Consider the following 25,310-nt stretch of genomic DNA (forward strand, 5'->3'; position numbering starts at 1 on the left):
GGCGTAGTCCAGTGGCTCGCGTCCCGGCCCGTGCTATTCCTCCACTTCCCCCTGTTCGGTCAGGCGCCCCGGCGCCAGAATGAGCGCGCCGACAATGCCCGCCAGGGCCGAGCCCAGCAGCACGGCCAGCTTGGCCACGTCGATGGCAGCCGGATCGGCAAACGAGAGCGTGGCGATGAAAATGGCCATGGTAAACCCGATGCCCGCCGTGAAGCCCAACCCAATAAACCGGCGCCAGTTGACGCCCGGCGGCAGTTGGCCCAGGCCCAGGCGCACCAGCAGCCACGTGGCCCCCACGATGCCGACGGGCTTGCCCAACAGCAGCCCCAGCCCTACTCCCAGCGCGAGGCCGGACGTGAGCTGCGGCAGCACGTCGGCGGCCAGGATAATGGCCGTGTTGCAGAGCGCAAACAGCGGCAGCACAACGTAGTTGATGGGGCGCTGCAAGGCGTGTTCCAGGTCCTCGATGCGGTCGGCGGGCACGGTGAGAGCCAGCAGCACGCCGGCAATGGTGGCGTGAATCCCCGACTCCAGCACGCAAAACCACAAGCCCAGCCCCAGGGTGAGGTATACCCAGAGCGGCCGCACCCGCAGCCGGTTCAGGCCCAGCAGCAAACCAAACAACCCGGCAGCGCCGAGCAGATAGCCCAGGTGCAGTCCGCCGGTGTAGAAGGCCGCGATGATGAGCACGGCCAGCAGGTCGTCGATGATGGCCAGGGCCGTCAGAAACACGCGCAGGGCGAAGGGTACCCGGTCGCCGAGCAGGGAAAGGATGCCGAGGGAAAAGGCAATGTCGGTGGCGGTGGGAATGGCCCAGCCGGCTGCGGCGGGCGTGCCGCGGGTGAGGGCCAGGTGCACCAGGGCCGGCACCACCACCCCGCCCACGGCGGCCAAAGCCGGCAGCATGGCCTGCCGCGGCTCGGCCAGCTCGCCGTAGAGCACTTCGCGGCGGATTTCGAGCCCGACCATGAAGAAGAACACCGCCATCAACCCGTCGTTGACCCAGTGCGTGACCGACTTATCGAGCATTCCATAGCCGAAGTGCTGCTCCCAGAAGGCGAGGTACTGCGGCCCGAAGCCGGAGTTGCTCAGCAGCAGCGAAGCGGCGGTGGCCAGCAGCAGCAGCACGCCCGCCAGCTGGCCGCGTTCGGATAGTTCGCGAATGGGATGCATGAGGCGGCGGATGGGCATATGCAGAAGTAGTTGGTCGCGCCGGGCGGCTTGGTTTCGGGCAAAAGTGTGGAATTTTAGGCGCTTGCCTTTCGCCGCCTACGCGCACGTGCCCCCGATGAACCCCTTGTCCCTACGCATCCGCCCCTACGCTGCCGCCGACGAAACGGCCGTCATACAGCTGTTTACCAGCAACCTCGCGCCCTACTTCGTGCCCGAGGAAGAAGCCGAGCTGCGCGCGTTTCTGCGGGGCCCGGTGCTCACGCAGGGCCTCCCCTACTTCGTGGGCGAGCTGCCCGACTGGCCGGGGCTGGCCGCGGCCGGCGGCTACGCCCTGAACGACCCCTACGCCGTGCTCACCTGGGGCATGGTGGAGCGCCGCCTGCACGGGCGGGGCGTGGGCCGGGCCTTCAGCGCGTACCGCGTGGCGGCGTGCCGCCGCGCGCACCCGGGCGTCGCCATCGAAATCAAGACGTCGCAGCATACCGAAGGCTTTTACGCCAAGCTGGGCTTTCGCACGCTGCAGGTGGCGCCGGACAAGTTCGCGCCGGGGCTGCACGAGGTGCACATGCTGCTCGACGCGTGAGCTTCCAGCATTCAGCCTCCTGCTACCAGCGCCCCTGGCTGCCGTTTCGGCCGTGGTTCGGACCCAAGCGGTGGACTTCGCTTGCCGAAGCCGCGCGCCACGCCGGCCGGGTACGGGAACTGGAATTGAGTTTTGATTTTGACCTGGCCCCGCACGCCGCCGACTTCGCTCGCCTCACCCACCTGCGCTACCTCTTCCTGCGGAGCTGGGGCGGTCCGCCCTTCACCGGCGAGCCTGCGTTTGCCCTGCCCGATGCCATCGGCCAGCTAACCGAGCTGCGCGAATTGCTCCTGCTTAATTTGGCCATCAGCGCCGTACCGCCGTGGCTGTCGAACCTGACGCAACTGCGCTACCTCATGGTTCGTGGAACCGATATAACGGAGCTGCCCGCCGACTTCGGTCGCCTGAAAACCTGCGGTTGCTGCGCCTTGAAAACTGCCTGCTTCCGCTCCGTACGCTGCCGCCTTCGTTTCGGGAACTGACGGCGCTGCGGCACCTGAGTTTCGCCGATACGTACGTGCGTCATTTGCCTGTTCAGCACCTACCACCCAATCTGAAGCGCCTGGACCTAAGCTTTTCCTCGCTGCTGGCTGGGGTCGACTACGACGAACTACGCGCGCGTTTCCCGCGGCTGCGTGTGCGAATCAGCGGCGGCCGGTAAGTTTGCGCCATGACCCTGCCCGCCGACTACACCTACGACCACGACGAAGCGCGCCGCCACCTCAGCCAGGCCGACCCGGTGCTGGCCGCCCTGATTGCCCGGGGCCGGCCGGTACGGGCCTCCGCCCACGAAGATCTGTACCTGGCCCTGCTCAAGGCCGTGGTCAGCCAGCAGATTTCGACCAAGGCCGCCGCGGCCATCTGGCGCAGGCTTGAAGGCCTGTTTCGCCCCGACGGCTACCCCGAGCCCCGGCTGCTGGCGCAGCTCTCCGACGACGAACTGCGCGCGGCGGGCATCAGCCAGCAGAAAGCCGGCTACCTGCGCGCCATTGCCGCGTTCAACCTGGCCGGGCAGCTCGACCACGCGCACCTCTCGCAGCTTTCCGAGGACGCCTTCACCCAGCACCTGACGCAGATCAAGGGCGTAGGCCGCTGGACGGCCCAGATGCTGCAGATGTTTGCCCTGGACCAGCCCGACGTGTTTGCCGAGGGTGACCTGGGCATTCAGAACGCCATGCGCCGCCATTACGGCCTCGAAGAAACCGGCCGCGCGCTGCTCAAGCGCATGACGGAACTGGCCGAGCCCTGGCGGCCCTACCGCTCCCTTGCCTGCAAGTACCTCTGGCAGTCGTTGGACAACACGCCGGAATCCTAGCGGTAAGCCGCGGGCACTTGCTTCAGTTGCAGGTCTACGTGCCAGTTGGCAGGCCGCTGCTTAGGTGTAAACCATTTAGCTCCGGCCGTCAGCCACTGTTGCCGGTAGGCCCGGGCTGAAATGGGCGTATAGTCTTCGTACCCGAATTCCGCGCCGCAACAGTCACAAATGGTGTAGTCGGGCGTCTGCTCGTCCTCACCCCAGGGCGAGTATTTATATTCCAGCCCGCAAACCCGGCAACACCACATTTAGCCCTTCTGCTGCTTTTCCTCGGCCTTCTGTTCGCGGTACACCATGATCATAGCAATGAAGATGCTCACGTAGGGCAGCAGCATGCCGATGAGAAACCAGCGCCAGAAGGGCTTGCCCTGGGCAATGTAGGCGGTAATCAGCGCGCTCAGCACCGTCAGCACAAAGCAGATGACAATTAAAGCTATGTGCTCCATGGGTCGTTTGGGAAAGTAAAAGGAGGTTAGCGGACTTTACCGCGCTTAACCAGGTAGGCGTGCAGCACCTTGTCGAAAGGCTCTTGGATGTCGACCGGCACGAAATCGATTTTGTACTGCCCGCAGCGCAGGGCCAGCTCCTGGGTGTAGCGCTGCATGGCCGCGCGGTACTGCTCACGCACCTGGGCCGGGCTGAGCTTGACCCGCTCGCCAGTTTCCACGTCCTCGAACACGTACGGGCGCTCGGCGAAGTCAAAATCGGCCTCGGTGGCGCGGTCCATCACGTGAAACAGCAGCACCTCGTGGTGCTGGTGCTTCAGGTGCTGCAGCGCGGCCAGCGTGGCCGCCTGGTCCTGCTGGCTGCGGCCGAGCATGTCGGAAAAGAGGATGACCAGGCTGCGTTTGGGAATCTGCTGGGCAATCTGGTGGATGACGCCCGCCACGTCGGTGCCGCCGCGCTCGGTGGGGGCCGCGCGCTCCATCAGCTGCTGCAGCTGCAGCAGCAGCGTGTGGCGGTGGGTGCTGGTGGAGCGCACCGGCGTCTGCACCTCGATGCGGTCGGCGAAGGTGACCAAGCCCACCGCGTCGCGCTGCTTCTGCAGCAGGGTGGCCAGCGCGGCGGCGCAGAGCACCGAAAAGTGCAGCTTGTCGTGGCTGGGGCGCGGGTAGTACATGCTGGGGCTCACGTCGAGCAGCAGGTGGCAGCGCAGGTTGGTTTCTTCCTCGTAGCGCTTCACAAACAGCTTGTCGGTGCGGGCCAGCACCTTCCAGTCGAGGTGGCGGGTGCTTTCGCCGGGGTTGTAGAGCCGGTGCTCCGAGAATTCCACCGAAAAGCCGTGGTAGGGCGACTGGTGCAGGCCCGTGATGAAGCCATCCACTAGCTGCCGGGCCAGGAATTCCAGGTTTTCGAAGGAGCGGACGGCGGCCAGATCGAGCGGCTGAGGAGGCATGGAGGCGGAGTAAGTACCAACGGCAATGACTGCGAAGGTAACGCACGGGTTGCGCCCGTGGTGCCCGCCGGGTACGGCGCAGCCCCCGAAGCGGCGGTCGTCGTTTTGCCTTCTTTATCCTAAGCCTGAGAGGCCGAATTTGTTGGCCTAAAAATTTTTATATCCGTGGGCAAAAGCCTAGTTTTAGCCGGGAATTTTGCAATCATCCCAAAATATCCCAGTACCCCTCCCTTTTCTTCATCTTTTTGTTGGACCCCGTGGAAGACCGCTACGAACAGGACGAGATTTATTCCCAGCGCATTAAAGCCGGCAAGCGCACGTATTTCTTTGACGTGAAGGCCACGCGCGGTCAGGACTACTACCTGACCATTACCGAGAGCAAGCGCCGCCTGCGCGACGACGACACCTTCTCGTACGAGAAGCACAAGATTTTCCTGTACAAAGAGGACTTCCTCAAGTTTGCCGACGCCCTGCAAGACGCCATCGAGTACGTGCGGCAGGAGCTGCTCACGCCCGAGGAAGTGGCCGACCTGGACCGTCCGCGCCCCGAGTTCAACGACCCCAACCGCTACGAAGGCCCCGAGTATACGCCCGACGCTTACTAAGCCCTAACTGCCTCGTTACCAGCAACGCGCTACCGCCCGGCCCCGGCTACGGCGGTAGCGCGTTGCTGCGCGTGGCAGCCTGGCAGCGCCTTCCGGCCCATGAGAACGTTCATTTACCTGTTGCTGGCCGTGGTGGCCGGCTGGGTGGTCCTGCACTGCGGGTGGGTGGCCCGCGACGGTCTGCAGGACCGCATCGGGCCCGCCGACAGCCTGCTGATCCTGGGCAATACCGTCCACGCCGACGGTAGCCTCTCGGACCGGCTGCGGGCGCGGCTCGACAAAGGCCTAGCCCTGTACCGGGCCGGGCTGGCGCCCAAAATCGTCGTCAGCGGCGGCTTGGGCCGGGAGGGCCACTACGAAGGCTTGGCCATGAGCCAGTACCTGGTGGCGCAGGGCGTGCCCCGGGCGGCCATCATCGTCGACAACCTGGGCAATACTACGCGCGCATCGGCCGAAAACTTTGCCCGGCTGGCTACGCGGTGCCGGTTCCGCTCGGTTATCGTCGTGTCGCAGTTTTACCACCTCACCCGCAGCAAGTACCTGCTGCTGCGCGCCGGCCACTTTCAGGTGTACTCGGCCCATGCCCCCTACTTCGAGCTGCGCGACGGGTACAGCCTGCTGCGCGAGTTTCCGGCCTACTACGCCGCCCGGCTACGCTAAAGCGCGGCTCGGGGCCTTAGATGCCAGCTCCAATTCACAGCCGCCGGTGCTTCCCGCCTTCGGACTTCGTACCTTTGCCCCCGAATGGAGTTTCAGCTCATTCTTTCCCTTCGAATTCAGCATATCAGTATAAGCAAAACGCATGGGTCTCCGCTGCGGTATCGTCGGGCTGCCTAACGTGGGCAAGTCCACCCTGTTCAACGCGTTGTCGAACGCCAAGGCCGAATCGGCCAACTACCCCTTCTGCACCATCGAGCCCAACGTGGGCGTGGTCACCGTGCCCGACCCGCGCCTGCAGGTGTTGGAGGAAATCGTGAAGCCCCAGCGCGTGGTGCCCACCATCGTGGAGTTCGTAGACATCGCCGGCCTGGTAAAAGGCGCCAGCAAGGGCGAAGGCCTGGGCAACAAGTTCCTGGCCAACATCCGCGAAGTCGACGCCATCATTCACGTCGTGCGCTGCTTCGACGACCCGAACATTGTGCACGTGGCCGGCGGCGTAGATCCGGTGTTCGACAAGGACGTGATTGACACGGAGCTGCAGCTTAAAGACCTGGAAAGCATCGATAAGAAGCTGCAGAAGTCGGAGCGCTCGGCCAAGAGCGGCGACGCGGCAGCCAAGAAAGAGGTGGCGGCCCTGACGCGCTTCAAGGCTCACCTCGAGGCCGGCAATAACGCCCGCTCGCTCGACGCGACGGAAGAAGAGCTGGCCGCGGTGGAAGACCTGCAGCTGCTCACCATCAAGCCCGTTATCTACGCGGCCAACGTGGACGAAGGCAGCATTCCGGCCGGGGGCAACGCCTATGTGGACGCGCTGCGCCAGCACGTAGCCGGGGAAAACGCGCAGGTGGTGGTGATTTCGGCCGCCATCGAGTCGCAGATTGCCGAAATGGACGACCCCGAGGAAAAGGCCATGTTCCTGGGCGAGTACGGCCTCACCGAGTCGGGCCTGGACAAGCTCATCCGCGCGTCCTACGACATCCTGAACCTGATTACCTACTTCACCGCCGGCGTGCAGGAAGTACGCGCCTGGACCATTCACCGCGGCGACAAAGCGCCCGCGGCGGCCGGTGTCATCCACTCCGACTTCGAGAAGGGCTTTATCCGCGCCGAGGTCATCAAGCTGCCCGACTACGAGCAGTACCGCTCGGAAGCCAAGATCAAGGAAGCCGGCAAGATGGCCGTGGAAGGCAAGGAGTACGTGGTGCAGGACGGCGACATCATGCACTTCCGCTTCAACGTGTAAGCGGCCTGCTTCATGGACGTAAAAGACAGCAACGGCACCCTGCTCGCCGAAGGCGACTCGGTGACGCTCATCAAGGACCTGAAAGTGAAAGGCTCCTCGCAGGTGCTCAAGCGCGGCACACTGGTGAAGAACATTCGCCTGACCAACAGCGCTGGCGAAATTGAGGGCCGGGCCGGGGGCACTACGATGGTGCTCAAGACCGAGTTCTTAAAAAAAGCATAACAGCCCCGGCTGCCACCCCGGCTCCCGCTCTGGTATCTTACAAACGCCCCGGCTATTCAGCCGGGGCGTTTGTCGTATTTTCTTGCTGCGTATGTGCTTACTTCTACTCTTCTGTTTGCTCCTGCTAGCCGGCCTGGCCACTGCTCAACACCAATTGCGCCCCTACGCGGGCCTGCACGCCAGCGGCAACGCCGACATGGTTTATGTGGGTCCGTCGGTTCAGATCGGCGCCGACTACCGCCCGCTCCGCCGCCTGGGCCTGAGCACCTACGTGCACTACTTCCGCCGGCGCTTCGACCGGAACTTCGCCAACGAGTTCGAGGAGGGCAAGTTTGACTGCCTCACCGGGGCCGCCCTGCTGGAACTGCGCCTGGGCCGCCAGCCCGAGCGCCGTGGCCTATTTGTGGGCGCCGGTGTGGCTTTGCAGTATCTGAAAGACGACTACCACAGCTATTGGGCCCGTGTCTACACCCTGCGCAAGCACGACGTACTGCCGGCCCTGCGCCTAGGCTACGCTTTTCCGCTCGGGCGCCACCAGCTCACGGCCGAGCTGAACGCTACCGGCCCCTACCACGAGGGCGACGAATACAGCAGCTATACCGAACTGCTAACGCAGCTAAGCGTGGGCACGCGGCTAGTGTGGTGAAGGCGGCTTCGTAATTTCAACGCTCCCATTAGACTTGGCCGAGGCGCTTTTCATATACAATGGCTGACTATTTAATGCGTGAAGCCCTGCGGCAGCACGTATCGACCCCGCTGAGGGAGGTAACAGGAATGATATTAACGGAGGTGTACTATCACGACATGCACCCGTTGGATATCCTTACCAGCAACGGCGCCACCGACATTATTGCACAGCAGGTGGAGCTGGTGTTTGAAGGCCGTGTCACGGTGTATATCAGCTGGGACACTGTTCCGGGCTGGATGCAGTATAGTCTGAGTGTATCCTGTGAGTCATTCTGCACCGAAGTCGAGCGTTTTGCCCCAGACTCCGTGTACTGGCAACGCTGCTTGGGTCAGCCGTTGGAAGCATTTGAGGTATTCGGCCTGAGCAAGGAAACGTGGACGGAGTATGGTACCCACGGAACGAAGCAGGAAACCTTCTACAATGAGCCTCACTTGGTTGTACTGAATTTTGGAGGTCACCGCATAGGTGTAGCCAATTGGTGCGCCGAGAACAACTTCGTACCGCACCTGCCTTACGGCGATGATGTGTGGATTCTGTTCGACGAACGGGAAATCGAGACACACATAAAAGCGCTAGGCTTCGATTAACTCGAAGCCTAGCGCTTCATCCTTTAGCCGATAGAAATTACTTCCCCACAACCTTAAACAGCATCCCGCTGGTCAGCTTGTCCGAGGTTTTCATGCCGTTCAGAATGGCCATTTCCTCGTGGCGCTTCGTGGGCACCCCGTTGGCGGCGAGGGCCTGGCTGAGCGTCTGGCCAGCTTTGGCCGTTTTGATGCGCACGCGCTCGGGCTGACGGTTCAGCTTGGCGGCGTCGGTGAGGCGGCGGTAGCCCTGAGCCGTGCGCTGAAAGTCGTCGGCGTAGGTGGTGAAGGCCGCGGGCGACGTGAGCCCGACAAAGACGTAAATGCTCTGGCCGTCCTGAATCAGGTAGGTGAGCGTGCGGGCCGTGATGCCCTGCTGACCGGTTTGCTGGTCCTGCCCCACTTGGTCGCCCTGAATGGCCATGGCGGGGAAGCCGTTGATGGTCGTTTTCTGGGCCTGGGCGTTTTGCAGCTTCAGCTGCTGGGCCAGGGCCTGGGCCGTCTCGTCGAGGCCCTTGTTGCCGCCGGGCAGCAGCACGATGACGGCCTTGCCGTTGGGCTCGGCCATCTGAAACTGCGAGGGCGAGTTCTGCGACTTCCAGCCCGAGGGCACCGGGAACTGGAACTTCAGATCGGGGTGGTAGAACACGCTGCCCTCCACGAAGCCTTCGCGCGGGTTGTCGCCGTAGGGCAGCCCGTCGATCAGACGCAGGTACTGGTCGCGGTTGACGGCCAGCTGGCGGCCGGCCTGCTGCTCGGCCTGCACGGCCAGCTTTTTCACGTTCTGGTAGCGGTCGGCCGAGTTCGGGTGTGAGGAAAGGAACGTCGGAATGGTAGCCGCGCCGCTGCTTTGCTCGGTGCGCTGCAGCGTGAGGAAGAAGTCGGCCATGCTAGCCGGGTCGTAGCCGATTTTGCTGGAGTACTTCACCCCCAGCTTGTCCGACTCGTTTTCGTCGTCGCGGCCGTACTTGAGCAGCCCCAGGCCCACCACCTGCGAGGCCGGCTGGGCAATGGACGCCACGCGCTTGGAGAGGATGGAGCCCAGAATCAGCGCGCCGTTGGCAATGGTGGAGCGCGTCTGCTGCTTCTGGCCGTGGCGGGCAGTGATGTGGCCGATTTCGTGGCCGAGCACGCCCGCAAACTGCGCTTCGTTGTTGAAGTGCGCCATGATGCCGCGGGTGAAGTACACGTGGCCGTCGGGAGTGGCAAAGGCGTTGATGATGGGCGAATCGACGATGGTAAAGCCTTTCACGTCGGCGGGGCGGTCCGACACGCGCCCCATCTGCATGCCTTTGTCGTCGATGTAGCTTTGCAGCTTGGTGTTGTTGAGCAGGCCGAACTGGGCAACCACCGCCGGATCGGGCTGGGCGCCCTGCACGGGCGGGGCGGCCCGGTTGCGGGCGGCGTTATCGGTCACCGGGTTCGACGAGCCCGCGAGGGGCAGCAGCAGGGCCAGCAGGGCCGCCGCGCGTATGGATTGCAGCAAGGTGGGAGTCATGAAGGAGGAAGATCAGGATGCGAATACGGCAACGCCTCTGCAACGAACGTACCAGGGCGGAAGGTTACGCCGGAAGCCCGGCCACTACCGTTTGCCCGCGGCGGCCGCGGCCTGCTGGTCGGTGGCTTCGGCCTCGGCCATGTGCTGCTCCTCTAGCTCCACGGCGGTGGGCCGGCCCTGCCGGCGGTCAAGCCAATCCATAATCGGCGTGGCCAGCACGCCGTGCAGCACGATGGAAGTCAGCACCGTGAAGCCGGTAGTGGCCCACAGCTCGCGGGCGTCGGGGAAGAAATGCCGGTTGGTGGCGAAGGCCAGATAGAAGAAGGAGCCGATGCCGCGAATGCCGAAAAAGGAAATTACCAGGCGCTCGGGCCAGCTGATGCGGCCGCGGCCCAGGCTGAGCATCCCTCCCACGGGGCGCAGCACCAGCAGCAGCAGCAAGCCCAGGGTCACCCCGCGCAGCGTGAGCGGTGCCAACAGCCCGTGCACCAGCGCCCCGCCAAACAAAATCAGAATGACCACGATGAAGAGGCGCTCCAGCTGGTCGGTAAACTCGTGCATCTCGGTGTGGTACTCGTGGCTGCGCTCGTGGGCGCGCAGCGTCACGGAGGCCACGAAGACGGCCAGAAAGCCGTAGCCGTGCAGCAGCTCGGTCACGCCGTAGGCCGTGAGGGTGACGGCCAGCGCCACGAAGCCGTAGGCCTCGGGATTGATGCGGATGCGGTGCGGCAGATCAAAAATCAGGAACGAGAGCACACGCCCGGCCAGCCAGCCGCCGAGCACGCCCATTACCGTGCGGTAAGCCACGTCCTGCCAGGCCCACTCGAGCAGACGGTCAGCCAGCGGGCCCGCGCCCGGCAGCAGGGCAATGGCCAGGTACACGAAGGGAAAGGCGAGGCCGTCGTTGAGGCCGGCCTCGCCGGTCAGGGCAAAGCGCACGGTGTCTTCGCGGCCTTCGCCGGGCTTGCCCACCTGCACGTCGCCGGCCAGCACGGGGTCGGTGGGCGCCAGCGTGGCGGCCAGCAGCACGGCCGAAGCCAGCGCCATGCCGCCCAGGCCCCAGGCGGCGGCTACGAAGCCGGCCATGGTGACAATCATCAGAATGAGCACCAGCCGCAGCGGCACCCGCCAGCGGCGGAGCGAAAACTTCCGGTCGATTTTCAGGCCGGTGCCCGTCAGGGCCACCGTCACGCAGATTTCGGTGAGGTGGGTCAGGAAGCCGGAGTATTTGATGGGGTCGGGGGCGGGCAGGCCAATCGGCAACGCAAACACCAGTGCCCCCAGTCCCACGAACAGGATGGGGTACGAGAGCGGGAATTTGCGCAGCAGCGAAGGCAGCCAGGCGACGGCCAGAATGGCCACGCCCAGCACCACCAAGCAGAGATTGTAGAGCGACATGCGGCGGGCGTCGGGAGGTGGTACCTGCTGCTTACGCAGCCATCCGGCCACAAGATGTGCCGGGCTGCCCGCCGCGGCCCGTTCTCCCCTATCCGGCAGCGGCTTGCGCCCAACCGGCGGCCGGCGGCAAATAGCCACCTTGAGCGCATGGTCAGACACGTAACCACCGCGGCGGAGAAGTAGGGACCCACCTACACTTCGCATGACACAACCCAAAAAGCGCTGGGCCTGGAAGGCCCGGCACAAGCGCCCCCGGTTTAAAAACTACTGGCAAAGCCCCGACGACGGGGGCTGGTGCCTGCGGGAAGCCCAGCGCCGCCACCGCTCCCAGACCCGCAAAGCCCTGCGGCGCATCCGGCAGGGCGAAGACGAGGCCAACGTGGCTTTCCCGTACCATCACCACCACTGGCGGAAACGGTGGTATTAGAAAAAGCCCCGCCGGATAGCGGGGCTTTTTTGTTGCTGCCGTTTGCTTTGCGGACCTTCGCTGCCACATGGATATTCAGCAGCTTCTCGCCCACTTCAATCAGCTCAGCCCCGAAGAGCAAACCAAGGAAGTTTACGCCCACTTTGGCCTGGCGGTGTATTTCGGGCAGGCCCTGGAGCAGCAGCTGGCCAACATGCTCATCTTCGACAAGCTTTTTCAGGTGAAGCCCGAAACGCCAGCCCAGTACACGGGCCTGTTCGAGGAGTACGCCGGCGCGGCCAAGCCCGCCGACCTGCTGGCCGTGGAAGTGCAGCTGGCCTACCAGCTCACCGACCCGGACCGCGACGAGCTGCAGCGCCTGCTCGTGTCGCGCCGCTTTCTGGCCGATACTTACTTCAAGGTGCACGCCCAGCGCCTGCTGCAGCCCGAGGCCAAGGAGCAGCTGGTGGCCGACTTCGCGGGCTTCCAGAACCGCTGCCGCATCCTGCACGGGCAGCTGCAGCAGTACCAGCAGCAATACGTGGCCCGCACCGGGGTGGAGGCCGAGCTGATGCAACAGACCTGGGCCACCGTGGTGCGCGATGCCCAGCGCGTGCTCAGCGCCCAGGCTTAGCCAGCCGCACCGGGTACGTTATCAGCTTCCCGCCGTGGTCCTACAACTCCAAGTTCGTAGAACCACTATCGTAGAACAGTCCGGGGCCGAGCCACCCAAACGCCACCGAACAGCTTCACGGCATTACCAGCCGGCTGCCTGCCCCCTCTCCTACTTCACCTTCTTCTCCTCGCCGCGTGTCCCGTTTCCTCCAGTCCCTGTTCGGGCGCAAGCCTGCCCCCACGCCCGTCCCAGCCACCGACGCCACCGACCCGCAGCCCGACAACACCCGCCTGCTGCAGCTGCTCGCCGCCTGGGCCGCCGACGAGTCGGTGGCCACCTACCGGCAGGTGGTGGAGGAGTTGGCCCACGGCAATGCCCTGCTGCTGCTGCCGTCCCTCAACGACGACGGCGACGCCGGCAGCTGGCGCACCCTCACCGAGGGCAGCACCCTGAAGCTCACGGGCGTGTTTGACGTGGACGGGCTGAAAACGCTGGCCGCCTTTACCGACGAGCCGGCCCTGCGCGCGTGGGCCGGTCAGCCCAGCCAGTACACGGCCCTGCGCGCCGCCGATGCGCTGGCGTTTTGCCAGGACCACGGCATCGGCCGCATCGTCATCAACAGCAACGCCCCGACCATGTTCGTGCTGGAGCGCAGCCGCGAAAGCATCCGCACGGAGGTTATCCGGGAGCAAACCGAGGTGCAGGTGGGCCCGCCGCAGCGCCCCCTGACCCCGGACCTGGTGGCCCGGCTGGTGGACAGCTGCCGCGCCGTCAGCACCATTGCCGAGGTATACCAGTACGCCATGCTGCGCGGCGGCGAGCTGAGCCTGGTGCTCGGCTTTCGGCTCGATACCTACTCCGAGGATGCGCGCCGGGCCGCCCTGGGTGCCGTGCAGCGCGCATTTGAGGAAGTACAGCCCGACCAGCCGCTCGACGTGTTTATGCTGGAAACAACCGAGTGGCTGACCACGGTGCAAGGCATCGACAACGCCCTGCTCTACCGCCGCTAACGCCCATTCGCTCCCGGCCGGGCAGGCAGTCCAGCAGTAATGGGCCGGTGCGCCAGACCGGCTCAGCAGCCCGTCACCGCAGGTATATACCCGGGAAGTTTTCGGCTGAATGTACCCCTACCCAGGTATAAGGGGCGTTGTTGAACAAATAGGGGAAAACCTCCGACTCGGCAGCCAAATAGCTCAAATGCTACTGATAAGGCACGAATGCGCCATAAGAATAGTAGGAGACGATGGTTTTATACGTCCCTTAATGCTAATGAAAGAAGCTGGTGAAAACGAACGTTAAGGCTAGCGCCTTTGCTACTGCTGGAATTGTCTTGTCAACCATACCCCTAGATTCCAGAGGCATGTTAGGATCAGCAAGAGCAAAACGGGCAACCAGATTATCCACCCAAACCAGAAGAAAAAAACTATTGGCAAGTGCCATTCAAAGGCCACGTACGCAAAATAAGATAGGCTTGCTAGTAGCAGAAGGATAGAGAACAGGACTAGTAATACACGCATGAGTACGACCATGCGCCAAGATAGCCATCCGATGCAATACCCCATTCCCACCCTGCGCGCCTGCTAATTCAACACGTGTAGTACTCGCCAAAAACTAGACAGTTTAGGCGGGCTAGCTTAGCCCGTTTATGAACCGGAAACGTACCCGTCACCGCTTTTGCACCTTATCACAATCATGCAGGCTAATTGGCTGACGAGGCGTAGGTTTTCACCTATTTGTTTAACAACGCCCTATAAGACCTGACCCAAACGCGGCGGGCCGCCGCTAGCGGAACAGGCCCGGCTGGCTGGTGCGCACCTGCTGGCCGTTGACCACCAGCGGGCGGTAGCCGATGATGAGGTCGGCGCGGGTGCCCGGCGGGCGGTAGTACACCAGGATGTCGTATTGGTTCTGGGTGAGCTGGTAGCTGCCCTCGAAGTAGCCCGCGTCGGGCGCGGCGCCGTTTTGCCCGACCACGAAATAGTAGTTGTAGTAGCCCTGTTTGAGCAGCGCGCGGCCGGTGTAGGCCTGCTGCTCGGCGTTGTAGGTGAGCTTGAAGTCGTCCTTCAGCTTCCAGTCTGAGAGGGCCCCAAACACGTACACGGGCCCCGGCGCGGGGCTTTCGGCGCGCAGCTGGAAGGTTGTCCACACGTAGTCGGCGTTGGTGGCGCCGTTGCCGTATTCGCGGTTTTCGAACACGCGCTGGCCGTCGGCGTCCTCGTATTGGGTGTAGGCGCGGCCGGCGCGGGTGGTTTCGGGCAGCAGCAGCACCCCGCGCGGCGAGGCCTGCATATCGATGCGCTGCACGCCCACGCCGGTGGCGCGCAGGGAGCGGATGTCGGCGAACCGGAACTCGTTGAGCGCCGGGAAAGCGTTTTCGAAGTTGAAGTACTGGTAATCGAGCTGCTGCTCGGCGTCGCGCACGAAGGTGGGGCGCAGTCCGTACTTGGCGTTGTCCCAGCGGAAGTTCTGGCGCAGCACCACCTTGGTTTCCACGGCCGGGTTCACCAGCGGGAAGGCGCCGTAGCGGATGCCAAAGTCGATCTGCTGCATGGTGTAGCGGGCCGCGCCGCCGGGCGCCAGGCCCAGCTGCGCCTGCACCTCCACGCGGTTTTCGTACACCAGCAGGCGGCGCGAGAGCAGCGGCACGCGGGTGTTGCCGTCCTGCACCACCAGCAGGAAATTGCCGGACAGCTTCACCGGCGGCACCTGCAGGCGGTAGTGAAAATACGGTACCTGCGTGCCCACCGAGGTGCGGTACTGCGTGAGGTTAAACTCGTTTATCTCGTTGAGAAACTGCAGATCCGTGAGCACCGAGGGCGACCAGTCGGCGTTGCAGTGCACCAGGCGGGCCGTCAGGCGCCGGCTCTGGTCGCCGAGCAGGTCGAATTCGAGCACGATGCTGCCGGCGCTGGCCAGGGGCACCACCGGGGCGTTGAAGATTTCGGTGGGCTGCCCGTCGCTAGCGTAGCACTGCACGCTCTGGATGTCCGCGTCGTAGGTCGCGTCCTCGAAGCGCAGTTCCTGGTTGGCCCGCGGCGCCTGCACCGGGCTGCTCTGGCCGGGGCGGCCGGCATTGGGGTCGGTGATGGGCGTGCCGAGCGGCACGCAGGCGGCGGTGGCCCCAAGGGCGAGAACGGGGACTAGACGACGGAGCATAAACGAAGGTAAGACGTGGGGCCCGACCAGGCGAAGCGCAAATAAGCTAATCCCCGCCCATTGTGGCGGGCCCGGCCCTGCCGCGAAGCGGCGGCTACTCCCATACGTGCATGGCCGGCGAAGGTCGGGGCCACGACCGGGGGCGGTGCGGCCCTGAGGCTCATAACACTGCCGTCACGCATTCTTCACGCAGCATTAACCCGCGCATAAACCCCAGAAAACACGCTTAACCGAGCTTGCAGCGCCTTTCAGCACCATTCGCTAACCGCCCCAACCGGCTCCGCCAGCTCCGTATGAAACACACGACTACTCCCCTCTTCCTGCTCGCCTTGGGCCTGCTCGCCGCCCCGGCCTGGGCGCAGACGACCACCCCGCTGCTGCCCGCCGGCAGCGCTTGGAAATACCTCGACAACGGTTCGGACCAGGGCACGGCCTGGCAGGGCGCCGGCTTCAACGACGCGGCCTGGGCCGCGGGCAACACCGAGCTGGGCTACGGCGACGGCAACGAAGCCACCGTGGTGTCGTTCGGCCCGAGCTCCTCGAACAAGTTTGTCACTACCTACTTCCGCAAAACCTTTACGGTGGGCAGCCTCACGGGCTTTACCGGGGTGAAGCTGCGCCTGAAGCGCGACGACGGCGCCGTGGTGTACCTCAACGGCACGGAAGTACACCGCTCCAACATGCCCAGCGGCCCGGTCGCCTACAACACCTTCGCCTCGGCCACCGTCGACGCCGCGAACGAAAGCACCTTCTTCGAAACCGTCCTGCCGAAATCGGTGCTGACAGCTGGCACGAACACCATTGCCGTGGAAGTGCACCAGGACCGCGTGAGCAGCTCCGACATCAGCTTCGACCTGGAGCTGCTGCCCGACAACTCCATCCCGGCCGCGACCTGCGCCCCGCTACCGGCCGGCTTCATCAGCAGCTTCACCTCGGTGCAGCCCCGCGCCCAGCAGCAGGACTTCGTGCTGCCCGCCACGCACACCTTCCAGGTGCTGCTGCAGGGCGCCACGCCTTACACCACCCCCGGCAGCGGCAACACTAAGCTCGCCAACGACTTCACCGGTTACGTACCCATCAACGGCAGCAGCCAGAACGGCTACCTGTCCATCAACCACGAAGGCTCGTCGGCGGCCACGTCCGGGGTGAGCATCCTGGATCTGAGCTTCAACGCCACCACCAAGCTGTGGAATGTGACGGCCAAAAACCCGGTGAACTTCGCCCCGGTGGTGGGCACCTACAACAACTGCTCGGGCGGCATCACGCCCTGGAACACGGTGGTGACCTGCGAAGAAAACACCCCGACCGGCACCAACGCGGCCGACTCCAACAACGACGGCTACCTCGACTACGGCTGGAACGTGGAGCTGGACCCGGCTACGCGCTCGGTGAAGGACCAGAACAACGACGGCACGCCCGATAAGCTCTGGAAGATGGGCCGCTTCAGGCACGAAAACGTGGCGGTGGCCGCCGACCGCCGCACGGTGTACGAGGGCGCCGACGAGGGCAGCCTAAGCTACGTGTACAAGTACGTGGCCGCCACGGCCGGCAACCTCTCGAACGGCACGCTATACGTGCTGAAGCTGGACGGCGCCATCGGCACGGCCACCACCGGCACCTGGGTGCCGGTGCCCAACTCCACCCCCACCGAGTGCAACACCACCGTAGCCCTGGCCACGGCCCTGGGCGCGACGGACTTCAACGGCGTGGAGGACATCGAAATCAGCCCGCTCGACGGCAAGATCTACTTCACGGCCAAGGGCACGGGCCGCGTGTACCGCTTCGCCGATGGGCCCACCGTCAGCGGCTTTGAAATCTTCGCCGGCAACCCGGTGGGCGTCACCAACCAAACCTACCCCATCAACTACGGCTCGGGCACGCTCAACGAGGCCTGGGGCACCGGCGCCGACAACCTGACCTTCGACTCGCAGGGCAACCTGTACGTGCTGCAGGACGGGGGCCGCAACCACATTTGGCTGATCAAGCCCTGCCACACCCAGGCCGCCCCGCAGGTGGAGGTGTTTGCCCTGATTCCGGCCAACTCCGAGCCGACCGGCATGACCTTCTCGCCGGACGAAAACTTCATGTTCCTCTCGCTGCAGGGGCCCGACGCGGGCAACACGCTGACGATGGCCGACGCCGCCGGCCAGCAGGTGCGCTTCAACACGACCACCACGCTGGTTATCGGCCGCAAGGGCACGCTGGGTCTCAACACGACCACGGCCTCGACCAAGGGCCAGCACGCGCTGGCCAAGGCCGAGCTGTACCCGAACCCGGCCAGCACCGAAGTGCAGCTAGAGCTGACCGCCGACCGTTCGGAGGCCGCTACGGTGGAAATCTTTGACCTGCTGGGCAAGCGCCTGCAAACCAAGACCCAGGCGCTGAGCAAAGGCCCGAACCGCCTCGTGCTGCCCATCGGCCAGCTGCCCCAGGGCCAGTACACGGTGGTCGTCAAAACGGCCACGACCACCACGAGCCGTCACTTTATCAAGCAATGAGGCTAAGCCGCCTGATCGGTTTCGTACTAAGTGTTGCCCTGCAGGCTCTGCAGGGCAACACGTGTTTGGCGCAGTGCTCCACGGCGGCTTTCAGCATGCCCGAGGCGCTGGGCCGCCCGGCCTGCGTGCGGGAGCTGAATCTGCGCCAAAGCGAGCTTGAGGCCGTGCCGCCGGGCCTGCAGCAGCTGCCGGGCCTGCGCACCCTGTACCTGGAGCAAAACCGCCTGCGCCACCTGCCCGAGGAGCTGACCGGCCTCGACAGCTTGCGCGTGCTCTTCGCCAACAAGAACGGACTGCTCGACCTGCCGCCGCAATTGGGCCGCCTGCGCCTCCTGCGCCACCTCCAGCTCGACGAAAACAAGCTCACCGAGCTGCCCGCCAGCATCGGCGGCCTCGACAGCCTGCGTTTTTTGGTGGCGGCCTGGAACAGCTTTACCTCCCTGCCCGAGCCGCTGGGCCAGCTCCGGGAGCTGGGCTACCTCAACGTGGCTCATAACCAGCTCCTGTTTCTGCCCGCCTCGCTGCCGCAGCTGCATCGGTTGCAGCAAGTGTACCTCAACGACAACCGCCTGCAGCAGCTGCCCGCCCGGCTGGGCCAGCTGCGGGCGTTGCGGGAGCTGAACGCGGCCAACAACCAGCTGGAACAGCTGCCCAAAAGCCTCGGTGAGTGCCGCGAGCTGCGCGTGCTCATCGTGTCGGGCAACCAGCTGAAAGCGCTGCCGGCCAGCCTGGGCCAGCTCCGCAACCTGGAAATCCTGATTGCCAACGACAACCAGCTGACCGAGCTGCCCCGCTCCTTGGGCAAGCTCCGCAAGCTGCGCACCGTCATCGTGCGCCACAACGCCTTCACGCCCGAAGCCCGCGCGCGGGCGCAGGCCGCTTTGCCCGAAGCCAAATTTTACTTCGACTGATGCCGCGCTTTTTCCACCGCGCCCGCCGGCTGCGCCCCGCGCTGCTGGCGCTGGCCGCCTTGCTGTTTTCCTTCACGGTGCTGCGGCCCGCCCCCGCCGACCAGGTCAAAAGCTACTACCGCCAACACCTGACCGGCCTGCACGAGGCCCTGCAGACCTTCCAGCGCGACGCCCGGCAGGCCGGCCCGACCACGCTGCAGGCCCACTTCGCCGCCTGCCGCCGGGAGTACAAGTACCTGGAGTTTGCCGTGGAGTACTACTACCCCAGCACCGCCCAGCGCCTCAATGGGGCTGCCCTGCCCGAGTCCGAGCCCAGTGAGCCGGAGCTCATTGTGCCGCCCACCGGCTTTCAGGTGTTGGAAGAGTACGTGTACGGCGGCGAGCCGCTGAACCCGGCCACCCGCGACTTGGTGCACCAGGAGCTGGAAAACCTGCTGTTTCAGACGCGCTACCTGCAGCAACGGGCACCGGAGCTAACCTTCACTGACCCCGAAACCTTCGACGCGCTGCGGTTGAACCTGTACCGGCTGGCGGCCAAGGGCGTATCCGGCTTCGACTCACCCACGGCCCGCCGCTCCCTGCCCGAAGCCGCCGTCACCCTCGAGGCCACGGCGGCCGTGGCGGCCTGCTACGACGCGCCGCCCGCCCTGCTGCTGCAGCTGCGTCGCGGCGTGGCCTTCCTGCAGCGCCCTGGCCAGAGTTTCGAAGGCTTCGACCGCGCCGCCTTTTTGGTGCGCCACTTCAGCCCCGTGCTGGCCGCGCTGCGCGCCGCTCAGGCCGAGCGCAACATCCCGGTGGTAACCGCGCGCCGCGCCGTGCGCCCCGGCGCGGCCAGCTACTTCGCCGCCGACGCCTTCGACCCCGGCTTTTTCGCTCCGGCCGATGCGGCGGTGCCTACGCCCGCAGTGCTGGCCTTGGGCGCGGCGCTGTTTCAGGAGCCGGCGCTGTCGGGCGGCGGCGGGCGCTCCTGCGCCAGCTGCCACCAGCCCGGCAAGGCCTACACCGACGGGCTGGCCGTCAACCGCTCCCTGGTGGCGGGCAGCGCGCTGGAGCGCAACACGCCCACCCTGCTCAACGCCGCCCTGCAGCCCGAGCAGTTCTACGATGGCCGCGTGCACTTCCTCGAAGACCAGGTGCATGCCGTGGTGTCGAACAAAGCCGAAATGGGCGGGCAGCTCAGCACCGTGCCGGCCATGCTGCGCCGCAAGGGCCAGTACCGCCAGCTGTTCGCCCGGGCCTTCGCCGACGAGCCCAGCCCGCTCACCGAGCGCAACATCCGCCGCGCCGTGGCCGCCTACGTCCGCTCCCTGTCGGGCCTGAACTCGCGCTTCGACCAGTTTCTGCGCGGCGACACCACGGTGCTGTCGGCGCAGGAGGTGCAGGGCTTCAACCTCTTCATGGGCAAGGCGCAGTGCGGCACCTGCCACTACCTGCCGTTGTTCAACGGCAGCGTGCCCCCGCTCTACGACAAGGTGGAAAACGAAGTGCTGGGCGTGCCCGCTACTCCCGACACCCTGCACCCGCAGCTGGACCACGACCAGGGCAAGTACCGGCTGCACCGCATTCCGTACCAGCAGTACGCCTTCAAGACGCCCACCGTGCGCAACGCGGCGCTGACTGCTCCTTACATGCACAACGGCGTGTACCAGACGCTGGCGGAAGTCATCGACTTCTACGACCGCGGCGGCGGGGCCGGCCTGGGCCTGAACGCGCCCACCCAAACCCTGGCGGCAGACCGCCTGCGCCTCAGCACCGCGGAAAAACAGGCCCTGATTGCCTTTCTGCACGCGCTGACCGACGCCGACCAGCCCTGCTACTGATGGTCCGGAGCCACCGCAGTTTCTGCGCGCAGCGGCCCGGACCGCCCCAACACCCACCGGCTGACGGGCGAATTTACAGGGCGTTGCTCAGTGCGGTACGGCGTCTTCGTGCTGGCGCACCGCGGCGGTAACGGGGGCCGGAATGAAGTGCGTTTCGATGAGGTGCGGATCCAGCGGCGTTTCCGGCTCTAGCCGCGACACGGCCTGCGCGTCCGCGCTGATTTTCCATTTCCGGCTGACTTTGTCCAGCCCGATGGCGTGAATTTCCAGCCCTTCCGGGGTCAGGTGCATGCGCAGGAAGTTTTTGTAGTCGGGGATACGCAGCGCAGAAAACGCCTCGTTTTCGTGGGTGTGAATCAGCAGCAACGACACGAGCAGGTACACGCCCATCAGCAGCCCGCCCACCAGCGCCCCGATGGCGGCCACCACCAGCAGCCCGCCCACCGACACCACCCAGCCTTCTCCCCATGCGATGCTGGTGCTCGTCAACTCGTCCACCACCAGTACGAACACGGTGGGCACCGCGAACAGGGCCACCAGCTGCGTCAGGCTGTGCCCGGCACTGATTATCCGGGCCCAGAACTTCTGGGTCGTCTTGATATCCGTGAACTGATAGAGCGCCACCATCAGCACCACAGGAATCAGCATCAACCACGGGCGCGTCAGGAGCACGCGCCAGAACAGCGTATCGAACTTACTGATAGCCAGCGTCTGCACCAAGTCCGGCAGGGTACCGACTATGTTCTTTGTCGGGTCTTTGTAGTGGATTTCGGTGCCGGCCACGGCCCAGGCAAAGAGTAGGTACACGCAGCCCAGCAGGAGCACGAAGGGCAGATTACGGAACGGGAACAGCAGGTTTTGCCAGGTCAGCCGGCGGCTGGTGGCCTGCGCGGGGTAGAACGTGCCGCGGTAGGCGGGCCCGCCGCCCGGCATCTGCAGGTGCTCCTTGAGCTGGTGCGTGGGGTGCAGAAACGCCCCGCCCCCACCGGCCGTGATGCGCCACTCGGGCTGGTGCGTCACCGGGTCGTGGCCCTGGTAGGCGGCGTAGTGGTGCAGGTCGCCGCTCAGAATCAGGGGCAGCTGCAGCGTGGGCTGCCGGGAGCCGGGCTTGGGCTTGGTGATAAATTCCTCGCAGAAAAACTGCAGGGTGTGCAGCGGCGTCAGGTCGGTTTTGTGGCCCGGGTGTACCCACACCGGCTCGGCCGTGAGCAGAATTACCTTGTCGCCCTCCTGGGCCATCTGGCAGGCCTTGCGGAAATAGGCTTTCTGCGGCGCATCAATGTCGGCGTGCAACTGGATGTCAATGCCCCACACCCACCAGTTGTGGGGCAGCTTGATGGCGAAGTAGCTGCGCTGCTGCCGCGTCTGCCAGCTGCCGATGGTGCGCTGCTGGCACATGAGCTTGAGGAAGGCCCCGAGGCCGTCGTACCAGTCGTGGTTGCCGGGAATGGCAAACAGCTGGGGACGGCCGGCCGCGGGCGGCTGCCCGGGCTGCCGGTGCCGGGGCGGAAACGCCGTTTCGTAGGGAGCCACGAAGCGCCGCTTGTACTCCTCCACCGTGGGCGTGGGGTACACCAGGTCGCCGCCCATCAGCACGATGTCGGCCTTGGGCAACGTCCGCTTGGGGGCGGCCGCGTCGGCGGTGGCGCGCACCTGCACCTGGGGCTGCGCCAGCAGGTACGCCAGCGAGTACGTGGAGTCCCAGCCTTCGCCCAGGTCGGAAATGAAATCCAGCCGCACCTCCGTTTCATTTTCCCAGTCGCGGATGATTTCCCCTTTGGGATTAAGCGCGGCCTGCATCTCGCGGCGGTCGGCGTAGGTACCGAACACGTCGGAGAGCAGGGCCAGCAGGCCGGTACGCGTGAGCTGCGGCGGGCTAAACCAATTGACCATGGCGGGCCGGTCGGTGGGCACGGGCGGTAAGTCGGCGGCGGGCTGGGAGTTCATGCGCGCACGGGTTTGGAGTGGTCCCTCTTACTACATAACCTGGCCGGTGACGTGCTTCGGCCCACTGTACCGATGGGCTGCCACTCGGTACCCTACGACCAGCATTGCTACGACTGGTCTCACCCCTATCGAGTGAGGCTCGTCCGAGGTATTGGATCCGTTCAAGCCCTTGATTTATAATTAATACAATATACAATATTGCAAGTACTTCTTTCAGGGGGTATCTGGAGCCGGCCCCTGTGGGCCTTTGATTCGGCGTTCAGCTCCCCAGCTAACCCGACACATTGCCTGCCAGCCTCAGCCGGAAAACCACACACCAAACGCCCTCACGCCCACCTACACCGACAACGAGCGCATGGCATTGCACGTGCGGCGGTGGCAAGGGCAAAAAAGACCGGGACTTGCCGCTGCCTAAGCGTTTACTACATTTAGTACGCGAGCAGTACCGGCAGTTCCGGCCCGTTACGCTCCTGTTTGAAGGTCAGCTGCCGGGAAAGCCTTACAGCGAAAGAAGCTTGCAGCTGGTGGGGAAGCAAGCCGCCGATCAGGCTGGCATCCGGCGCCCCGTTACGCCGCACATGCTGGAAGCGGGTACAGACATTCTCAGGATCTGCTCGGTCATGCTATAGCGGATTCGTGAACAGTTCGTCCTAGCTACGAGCTGCTGCGTAGAGTGGAAGATGAAACCGTATTCGCTCGATTTGCGCCGCCGCGTGGCGGCTGCCTGCCGCGAGCCGGGCGCGCGCAAAGCGGCCGTGGCAGAGCGTTTTGGCGTGAGCCACTCGTTTGTCAAAGACCTGGTGCGGCGTGAGGCGGCCACCGGCTCGCTGGCGCCCAAGCCCGCCACGGGTGGCCGGGCCCGCTACCTGGGCGCGGCGGCGCAGGCCTGGTTGGTGGCCTACGTGCAGCAGCACGCAGATGCGACGCTGGCCGAAGTGAACCACGCCTGGCAAGCCCGGGGCGGGCGCCCCGTGGGCCAGACCTGCATCTGGCAAGTGCTGGACGAGCAGCGGCTGCGGCGCAAAAAAAAGCCCACACCCGGCCGATCGTAACCGGGCGGACGTGCAGGTGGCTCGGCGCCAGCACGTCGAATGCGTCTGCACGCGCCCGGACGTGGCCCACTTTCATTTTCTGGACGAAACGGGGCTGCGCCTGGACTACGTGCGTACCCACGGCCGGGCGGTGGGCGGACAGCGCGTACGCGGCGCGCGGCCGCTCAAGCGCGGCCCGTCCCGCACGCTCATCGGGGCCTTGTCCGTGCGCGGCCTGGGCGCCGTGCAACTGCTGGGGGGGGCGTTGACCAAGCGCCGCTTTGCCTTCTATGTAGCCCGCTGCCTGGCCCCAACGCTGCGGCGTGGCGACGTACTGGTGCTCGACAACCTGCCCGTCCACCACCTGAGCGGGCTGCGCGAGTGGCTGGCCACACGCGGGATAGAGGTGGTGTTTTTGCCGCCCTACTCGCCCGATTTTACGCCCATCGAGCAGGCCTGGAGCAAGCTCAAAACCAAGTTAAGGGCAGCCGCTGCCCGCACGCTGGCCGAACTGGAAGCGGCCCTGCACGAGGCCATCGGCTGGATTACCAGCCAAGACGCCCGCAACTGGTTGGACCATTGCGGCTACCACACCCAACCCGCCTGAGTGCGGGACAAACCGTTCACGAAACCGCTATAGTATCAAAGCCACCGAAATCTATACCCATGTTGCCCAACGCAACCGCCCGGCCTCGCCCCTGGATACCTTGGGCCTGTAGCAACCCGCACTTCGGTTATAACACTACCGCCCTACATATAACCGAAACCCAAAAGCTGTTGCCGGTTTTGGCAATAAGAATGTTAGCCGTCACCCAGAAACCAACCGTAACTAACAAAAGAATTAACAAATACGAAGGCTAATTATGACTGAAAAAGAAGCCGTTGAACTTTTGAAGCACCACAGCTTTACTCACGAAGACATTGACCACCCCAAAAGCGAAAAAGGATTTTTAGGAATGTTACGCCCGTTTCAAGGAGAACTTATTGAGAATAATTTTCACGAATTAATGGAAATTGCAAAAGTGCTTAAACAGCAATTTTATAAAGACAATATTGACAGACAAATAATTTCAAACTTTTGGGGTATTTGCTATTTAAGTAGAGCTTGGGCAGTTGATCAAGGCGGAATGTTAAGACGAAATGGTTTAATATCTGACACTCAAATAGAGTTGCTTTCGACTTGGATAGACTGCATCTCATATACAATTATGAATTTACTAGATGGCCTTCCCGATGAAGAAGCGTTTGAAACCTATAAATTTTATTTAGCAGATAAAAATAAAGAGACTGAAGAACGAATTTAGGATAACAGCTAATAAGGGTTTGCGCTAGGCAGGCTGAAATGCAAAATTCAACAGCAGTTTTTCAATTTAACTTTAGTAATAATATCGGCTTTTGCACATCGTTTCCCGCCCGAACGCAAAGCCCCGAAACGTTACCAGCATTCCTTTATAACCTGAAACACAAAGCCCCGCCAGAAACCAAAGCTTCTGGCGGGGCATTGCTACAACCTCATAGCTATCTGTATCTTGGGGCATGACATGTACGCGGTGTGGCAGT

General features: G+C 64.0%; 27 protein-coding genes. 19 read left to right on the forward strand and 8 right to left on the reverse strand.

The window, feature by feature from the left end:
- Positions 1-33 precede the first annotated feature (33 nt).
- Positions 34-1,191, reverse strand: coding sequence for a Na+/H+ antiporter NhaA (nhaA, locus tag ACYVKQ_RS05440; protein WP_460576432.1), 1,158 nt, complete (start codon positions 1,189-1,191; stop codon positions 34-36).
- Positions 1,192-1,288: 97 nt separating this feature from the next.
- Here nhaA and ACYVKQ_RS05445 point away from each other — a divergent pair, with 97 nt between their 5' ends.
- The 3 genes from ACYVKQ_RS05445 (at position 1,289) to ACYVKQ_RS05455 (ending at position 3,071) form a co-directional block, all read left to right on the forward strand.
- Positions 1,289-1,756, forward strand: a complete 468-nt coding sequence (locus ACYVKQ_RS05445; protein ID WP_460576434.1) for a GNAT family N-acetyltransferase — start codon at positions 1,289-1,291, stop codon at positions 1,754-1,756.
- A complete protein-coding gene (locus tag ACYVKQ_RS05450; RefSeq protein ID WP_460576436.1) occupies positions 1,753-2,238 on the forward strand; it encodes a hypothetical protein in 486 nt (161 codons plus the stop codon). The genes ACYVKQ_RS05445 and ACYVKQ_RS05450 overlap by 4 nt, the downstream gene beginning before the upstream one ends.
- A 188-nt stretch (positions 2,239-2,426) precedes the next feature.
- Complete coding sequence (locus tag ACYVKQ_RS05455; RefSeq protein ID WP_460576438.1) at positions 2,427-3,071, forward strand: DNA-3-methyladenine glycosylase family protein; 645 nt, start codon at positions 2,427-2,429, stop codon at positions 3,069-3,071.
- A 248-nt stretch (positions 3,072-3,319) separates the two neighbouring features.
- Here the strand turns inward: ACYVKQ_RS05455 and ACYVKQ_RS05460 are convergent, their stop codons facing one another.
- Both ACYVKQ_RS05460 and ACYVKQ_RS05465 read right to left on the reverse strand, forming a co-directional pair.
- Positions 3,320-3,517 (reverse strand): hypothetical protein, encoded by a 198-nt coding sequence (locus ACYVKQ_RS05460; RefSeq protein ID WP_460576440.1) that lies wholly within the window; start codon positions 3,515-3,517, stop codon positions 3,320-3,322.
- A 26-nt stretch (positions 3,518-3,543) separates the two neighbouring features.
- Positions 3,544-4,467, reverse strand: a complete 924-nt coding sequence (locus tag ACYVKQ_RS05465) for a DUF58 domain-containing protein (RefSeq protein ID WP_460576442.1) — start codon at positions 4,465-4,467, stop codon at positions 3,544-3,546.
- A 257-nt stretch (positions 4,468-4,724) separates the two neighbouring features.
- On the opposite strand from ACYVKQ_RS05465, the gene ACYVKQ_RS05470 reads away from it, so the two are divergent.
- From ACYVKQ_RS05470 to ACYVKQ_RS05495, 6 genes are all read left to right on the forward strand, one after another.
- On the forward strand, positions 4,725-5,072 hold the full coding sequence (locus tag ACYVKQ_RS05470) for a DUF3276 family protein (protein WP_460576489.1): 348 nt from the start codon (positions 4,725-4,727) through the stop codon (positions 5,070-5,072).
- Positions 5,073-5,171: 99 nt separating this feature from the next.
- Entirely contained in the window at positions 5,172-5,732 is a 561-nt protein-coding gene (locus tag ACYVKQ_RS05475) for a YdcF family protein (RefSeq protein ID WP_460576444.1), read from the forward strand.
- Between the two features lie 142 nt (positions 5,733-5,874).
- Complete coding sequence (gene ychF / locus ACYVKQ_RS05480) at positions 5,875-6,975, forward strand: redox-regulated ATPase YchF (RefSeq protein ID WP_460576446.1); 1,101 nt, start codon at positions 5,875-5,877, stop codon at positions 6,973-6,975.
- A gap of 12 nt (positions 6,976-6,987) precedes the next feature.
- Entirely contained in the window at positions 6,988-7,197 is a 210-nt protein-coding gene (locus ACYVKQ_RS05485) for a zinc ribbon domain-containing protein YjdM (protein WP_138080756.1), read from the forward strand.
- A gap of 115 nt (positions 7,198-7,312) precedes the next feature.
- Complete coding sequence (locus ACYVKQ_RS05490; RefSeq protein ID WP_460576448.1) at positions 7,313-7,843, forward strand: hypothetical protein; 531 nt, start codon at positions 7,313-7,315, stop codon at positions 7,841-7,843.
- A 59-nt stretch (positions 7,844-7,902) separates the two neighbouring features.
- On the forward strand, positions 7,903-8,472 hold the full coding sequence (locus tag ACYVKQ_RS05495) for a hypothetical protein (RefSeq protein ID WP_460576450.1): 570 nt from the start codon (positions 7,903-7,905) through the stop codon (positions 8,470-8,472).
- Between the two features lie 37 nt (positions 8,473-8,509).
- Here the strand turns inward: ACYVKQ_RS05495 and ACYVKQ_RS05500 are convergent, their stop codons facing one another.
- Positions 8,510-9,967, reverse strand: a complete 1,458-nt coding sequence (locus ACYVKQ_RS05500; protein WP_460576452.1) for a M48 family metalloprotease — start codon at positions 9,965-9,967, stop codon at positions 8,510-8,512.
- A gap of 84 nt (positions 9,968-10,051) precedes the next feature.
- Positions 10,052-11,365, reverse strand: a complete 1,314-nt coding sequence (locus ACYVKQ_RS05505; RefSeq protein WP_460576454.1) for a cation:proton antiporter — start codon at positions 11,363-11,365, stop codon at positions 10,052-10,054.
- A gap of 202 nt (positions 11,366-11,567) precedes the next feature.
- Between ACYVKQ_RS05505 and ACYVKQ_RS05510 the strand changes: the two genes are divergently transcribed.
- The 3 genes from ACYVKQ_RS05510 to ACYVKQ_RS05520 all read left to right on the forward strand — a co-directional run bounded on the left by ACYVKQ_RS05510 (position 11,568) and on the right by ACYVKQ_RS05520 (position 13,397).
- A complete protein-coding gene (locus ACYVKQ_RS05510) occupies positions 11,568-11,792 on the forward strand; it encodes a hypothetical protein (RefSeq protein WP_460576458.1) in 225 nt (74 codons plus the stop codon).
- 67 nt (positions 11,793-11,859) lie between these two features.
- Entirely contained in the window at positions 11,860-12,405 is a 546-nt protein-coding gene (locus ACYVKQ_RS05515; RefSeq protein WP_460576463.1) for a hypothetical protein, read from the forward strand.
- A gap of 176 nt (positions 12,406-12,581) precedes the next feature.
- A complete protein-coding gene (locus ACYVKQ_RS05520; RefSeq protein ID WP_460576468.1) occupies positions 12,582-13,397 on the forward strand; it encodes an SseB family protein in 816 nt (271 codons plus the stop codon).
- A 772-nt stretch (positions 13,398-14,169) separates the two neighbouring features.
- On the opposite strand, the gene ACYVKQ_RS05525 is transcribed toward ACYVKQ_RS05520, so the two are convergent.
- On the reverse strand, positions 14,170-15,543 hold the full coding sequence (locus tag ACYVKQ_RS05525; RefSeq protein WP_460576473.1) for a DUF5103 domain-containing protein: 1,374 nt from the start codon (positions 15,541-15,543) through the stop codon (positions 14,170-14,172).
- A gap of 293 nt (positions 15,544-15,836) precedes the next feature.
- On the opposite strand from ACYVKQ_RS05525, the gene ACYVKQ_RS05530 reads away from it, so the two are divergent.
- From ACYVKQ_RS05530 to ACYVKQ_RS05540, 3 genes are read left to right on the forward strand one after another with little or no spacing between them, the layout of a single operon-like run.
- A complete protein-coding gene (locus tag ACYVKQ_RS05530) occupies positions 15,837-18,041 on the forward strand; it encodes an alkaline phosphatase PhoX (RefSeq protein WP_460576476.1) in 2,205 nt (734 codons plus the stop codon).
- On the forward strand, positions 18,038-18,952 hold the full coding sequence (locus tag ACYVKQ_RS05535; RefSeq protein ID WP_460576478.1) for a leucine-rich repeat domain-containing protein: 915 nt from the start codon (positions 18,038-18,040) through the stop codon (positions 18,950-18,952). The genes ACYVKQ_RS05530 and ACYVKQ_RS05535 overlap by 4 nt, the downstream gene beginning before the upstream one ends.
- The gene (locus tag ACYVKQ_RS05540; protein ID WP_460576480.1) at positions 18,952-20,772 is read left to right on the forward strand and encodes a cytochrome-c peroxidase; all 1,821 of its coding nucleotides are present in this window, start codon (positions 18,952-18,954) and stop codon (positions 20,770-20,772) included. The genes ACYVKQ_RS05535 and ACYVKQ_RS05540 overlap by 1 nt, the downstream gene beginning before the upstream one ends.
- A gap of 87 nt (positions 20,773-20,859) precedes the next feature.
- Here the strand turns inward: ACYVKQ_RS05540 and ACYVKQ_RS05545 are convergent, their stop codons facing one another.
- Positions 20,860-22,719, reverse strand: a complete 1,860-nt coding sequence (locus tag ACYVKQ_RS05545) for a metallophosphoesterase (RefSeq protein WP_460576482.1) — start codon at positions 22,717-22,719, stop codon at positions 20,860-20,862.
- Between the two features lie 284 nt (positions 22,720-23,003).
- On the opposite strand from ACYVKQ_RS05545, the gene ACYVKQ_RS05550 reads away from it, so the two are divergent.
- The 4 genes from ACYVKQ_RS05550 to ACYVKQ_RS05565 all read left to right on the forward strand — a co-directional run bounded on the left by ACYVKQ_RS05550 (position 23,004) and on the right by ACYVKQ_RS05565 (position 25,054).
- Positions 23,004-23,348, forward strand: a complete 345-nt coding sequence (locus ACYVKQ_RS05550) for a tyrosine-type recombinase/integrase (protein ID WP_460576483.1) — start codon at positions 23,004-23,006, stop codon at positions 23,346-23,348.
- 51 nt (positions 23,349-23,399) lie between these two features.
- On the forward strand, positions 23,400-23,771 hold the full coding sequence (locus tag ACYVKQ_RS05555; protein WP_460576484.1) for a transposase: 372 nt from the start codon (positions 23,400-23,402) through the stop codon (positions 23,769-23,771).
- A gap of 16 nt (positions 23,772-23,787) precedes the next feature.
- The gene (locus ACYVKQ_RS05560) at positions 23,788-24,357 is read left to right on the forward strand and encodes an IS630 family transposase (protein WP_460576491.1); all 570 of its coding nucleotides are present in this window, start codon (positions 23,788-23,790) and stop codon (positions 24,355-24,357) included.
- 256 nt (positions 24,358-24,613) lie between these two features.
- Entirely contained in the window at positions 24,614-25,054 is a 441-nt protein-coding gene (locus ACYVKQ_RS05565; RefSeq protein ID WP_460576486.1) for a hypothetical protein, read from the forward strand.
- Between the two features lie 72 nt (positions 25,055-25,126).
- Here the strand turns inward: ACYVKQ_RS05565 and ACYVKQ_RS05570 are convergent.
- A partial coding sequence (locus ACYVKQ_RS05570) for a hypothetical protein (RefSeq protein ID WP_460576487.1) occupies positions 25,127-25,310 on the reverse strand: 184 nt, incomplete at its 5' end.

This window comes from Hymenobacter coalescens (genome assembly GCF_054783195.1).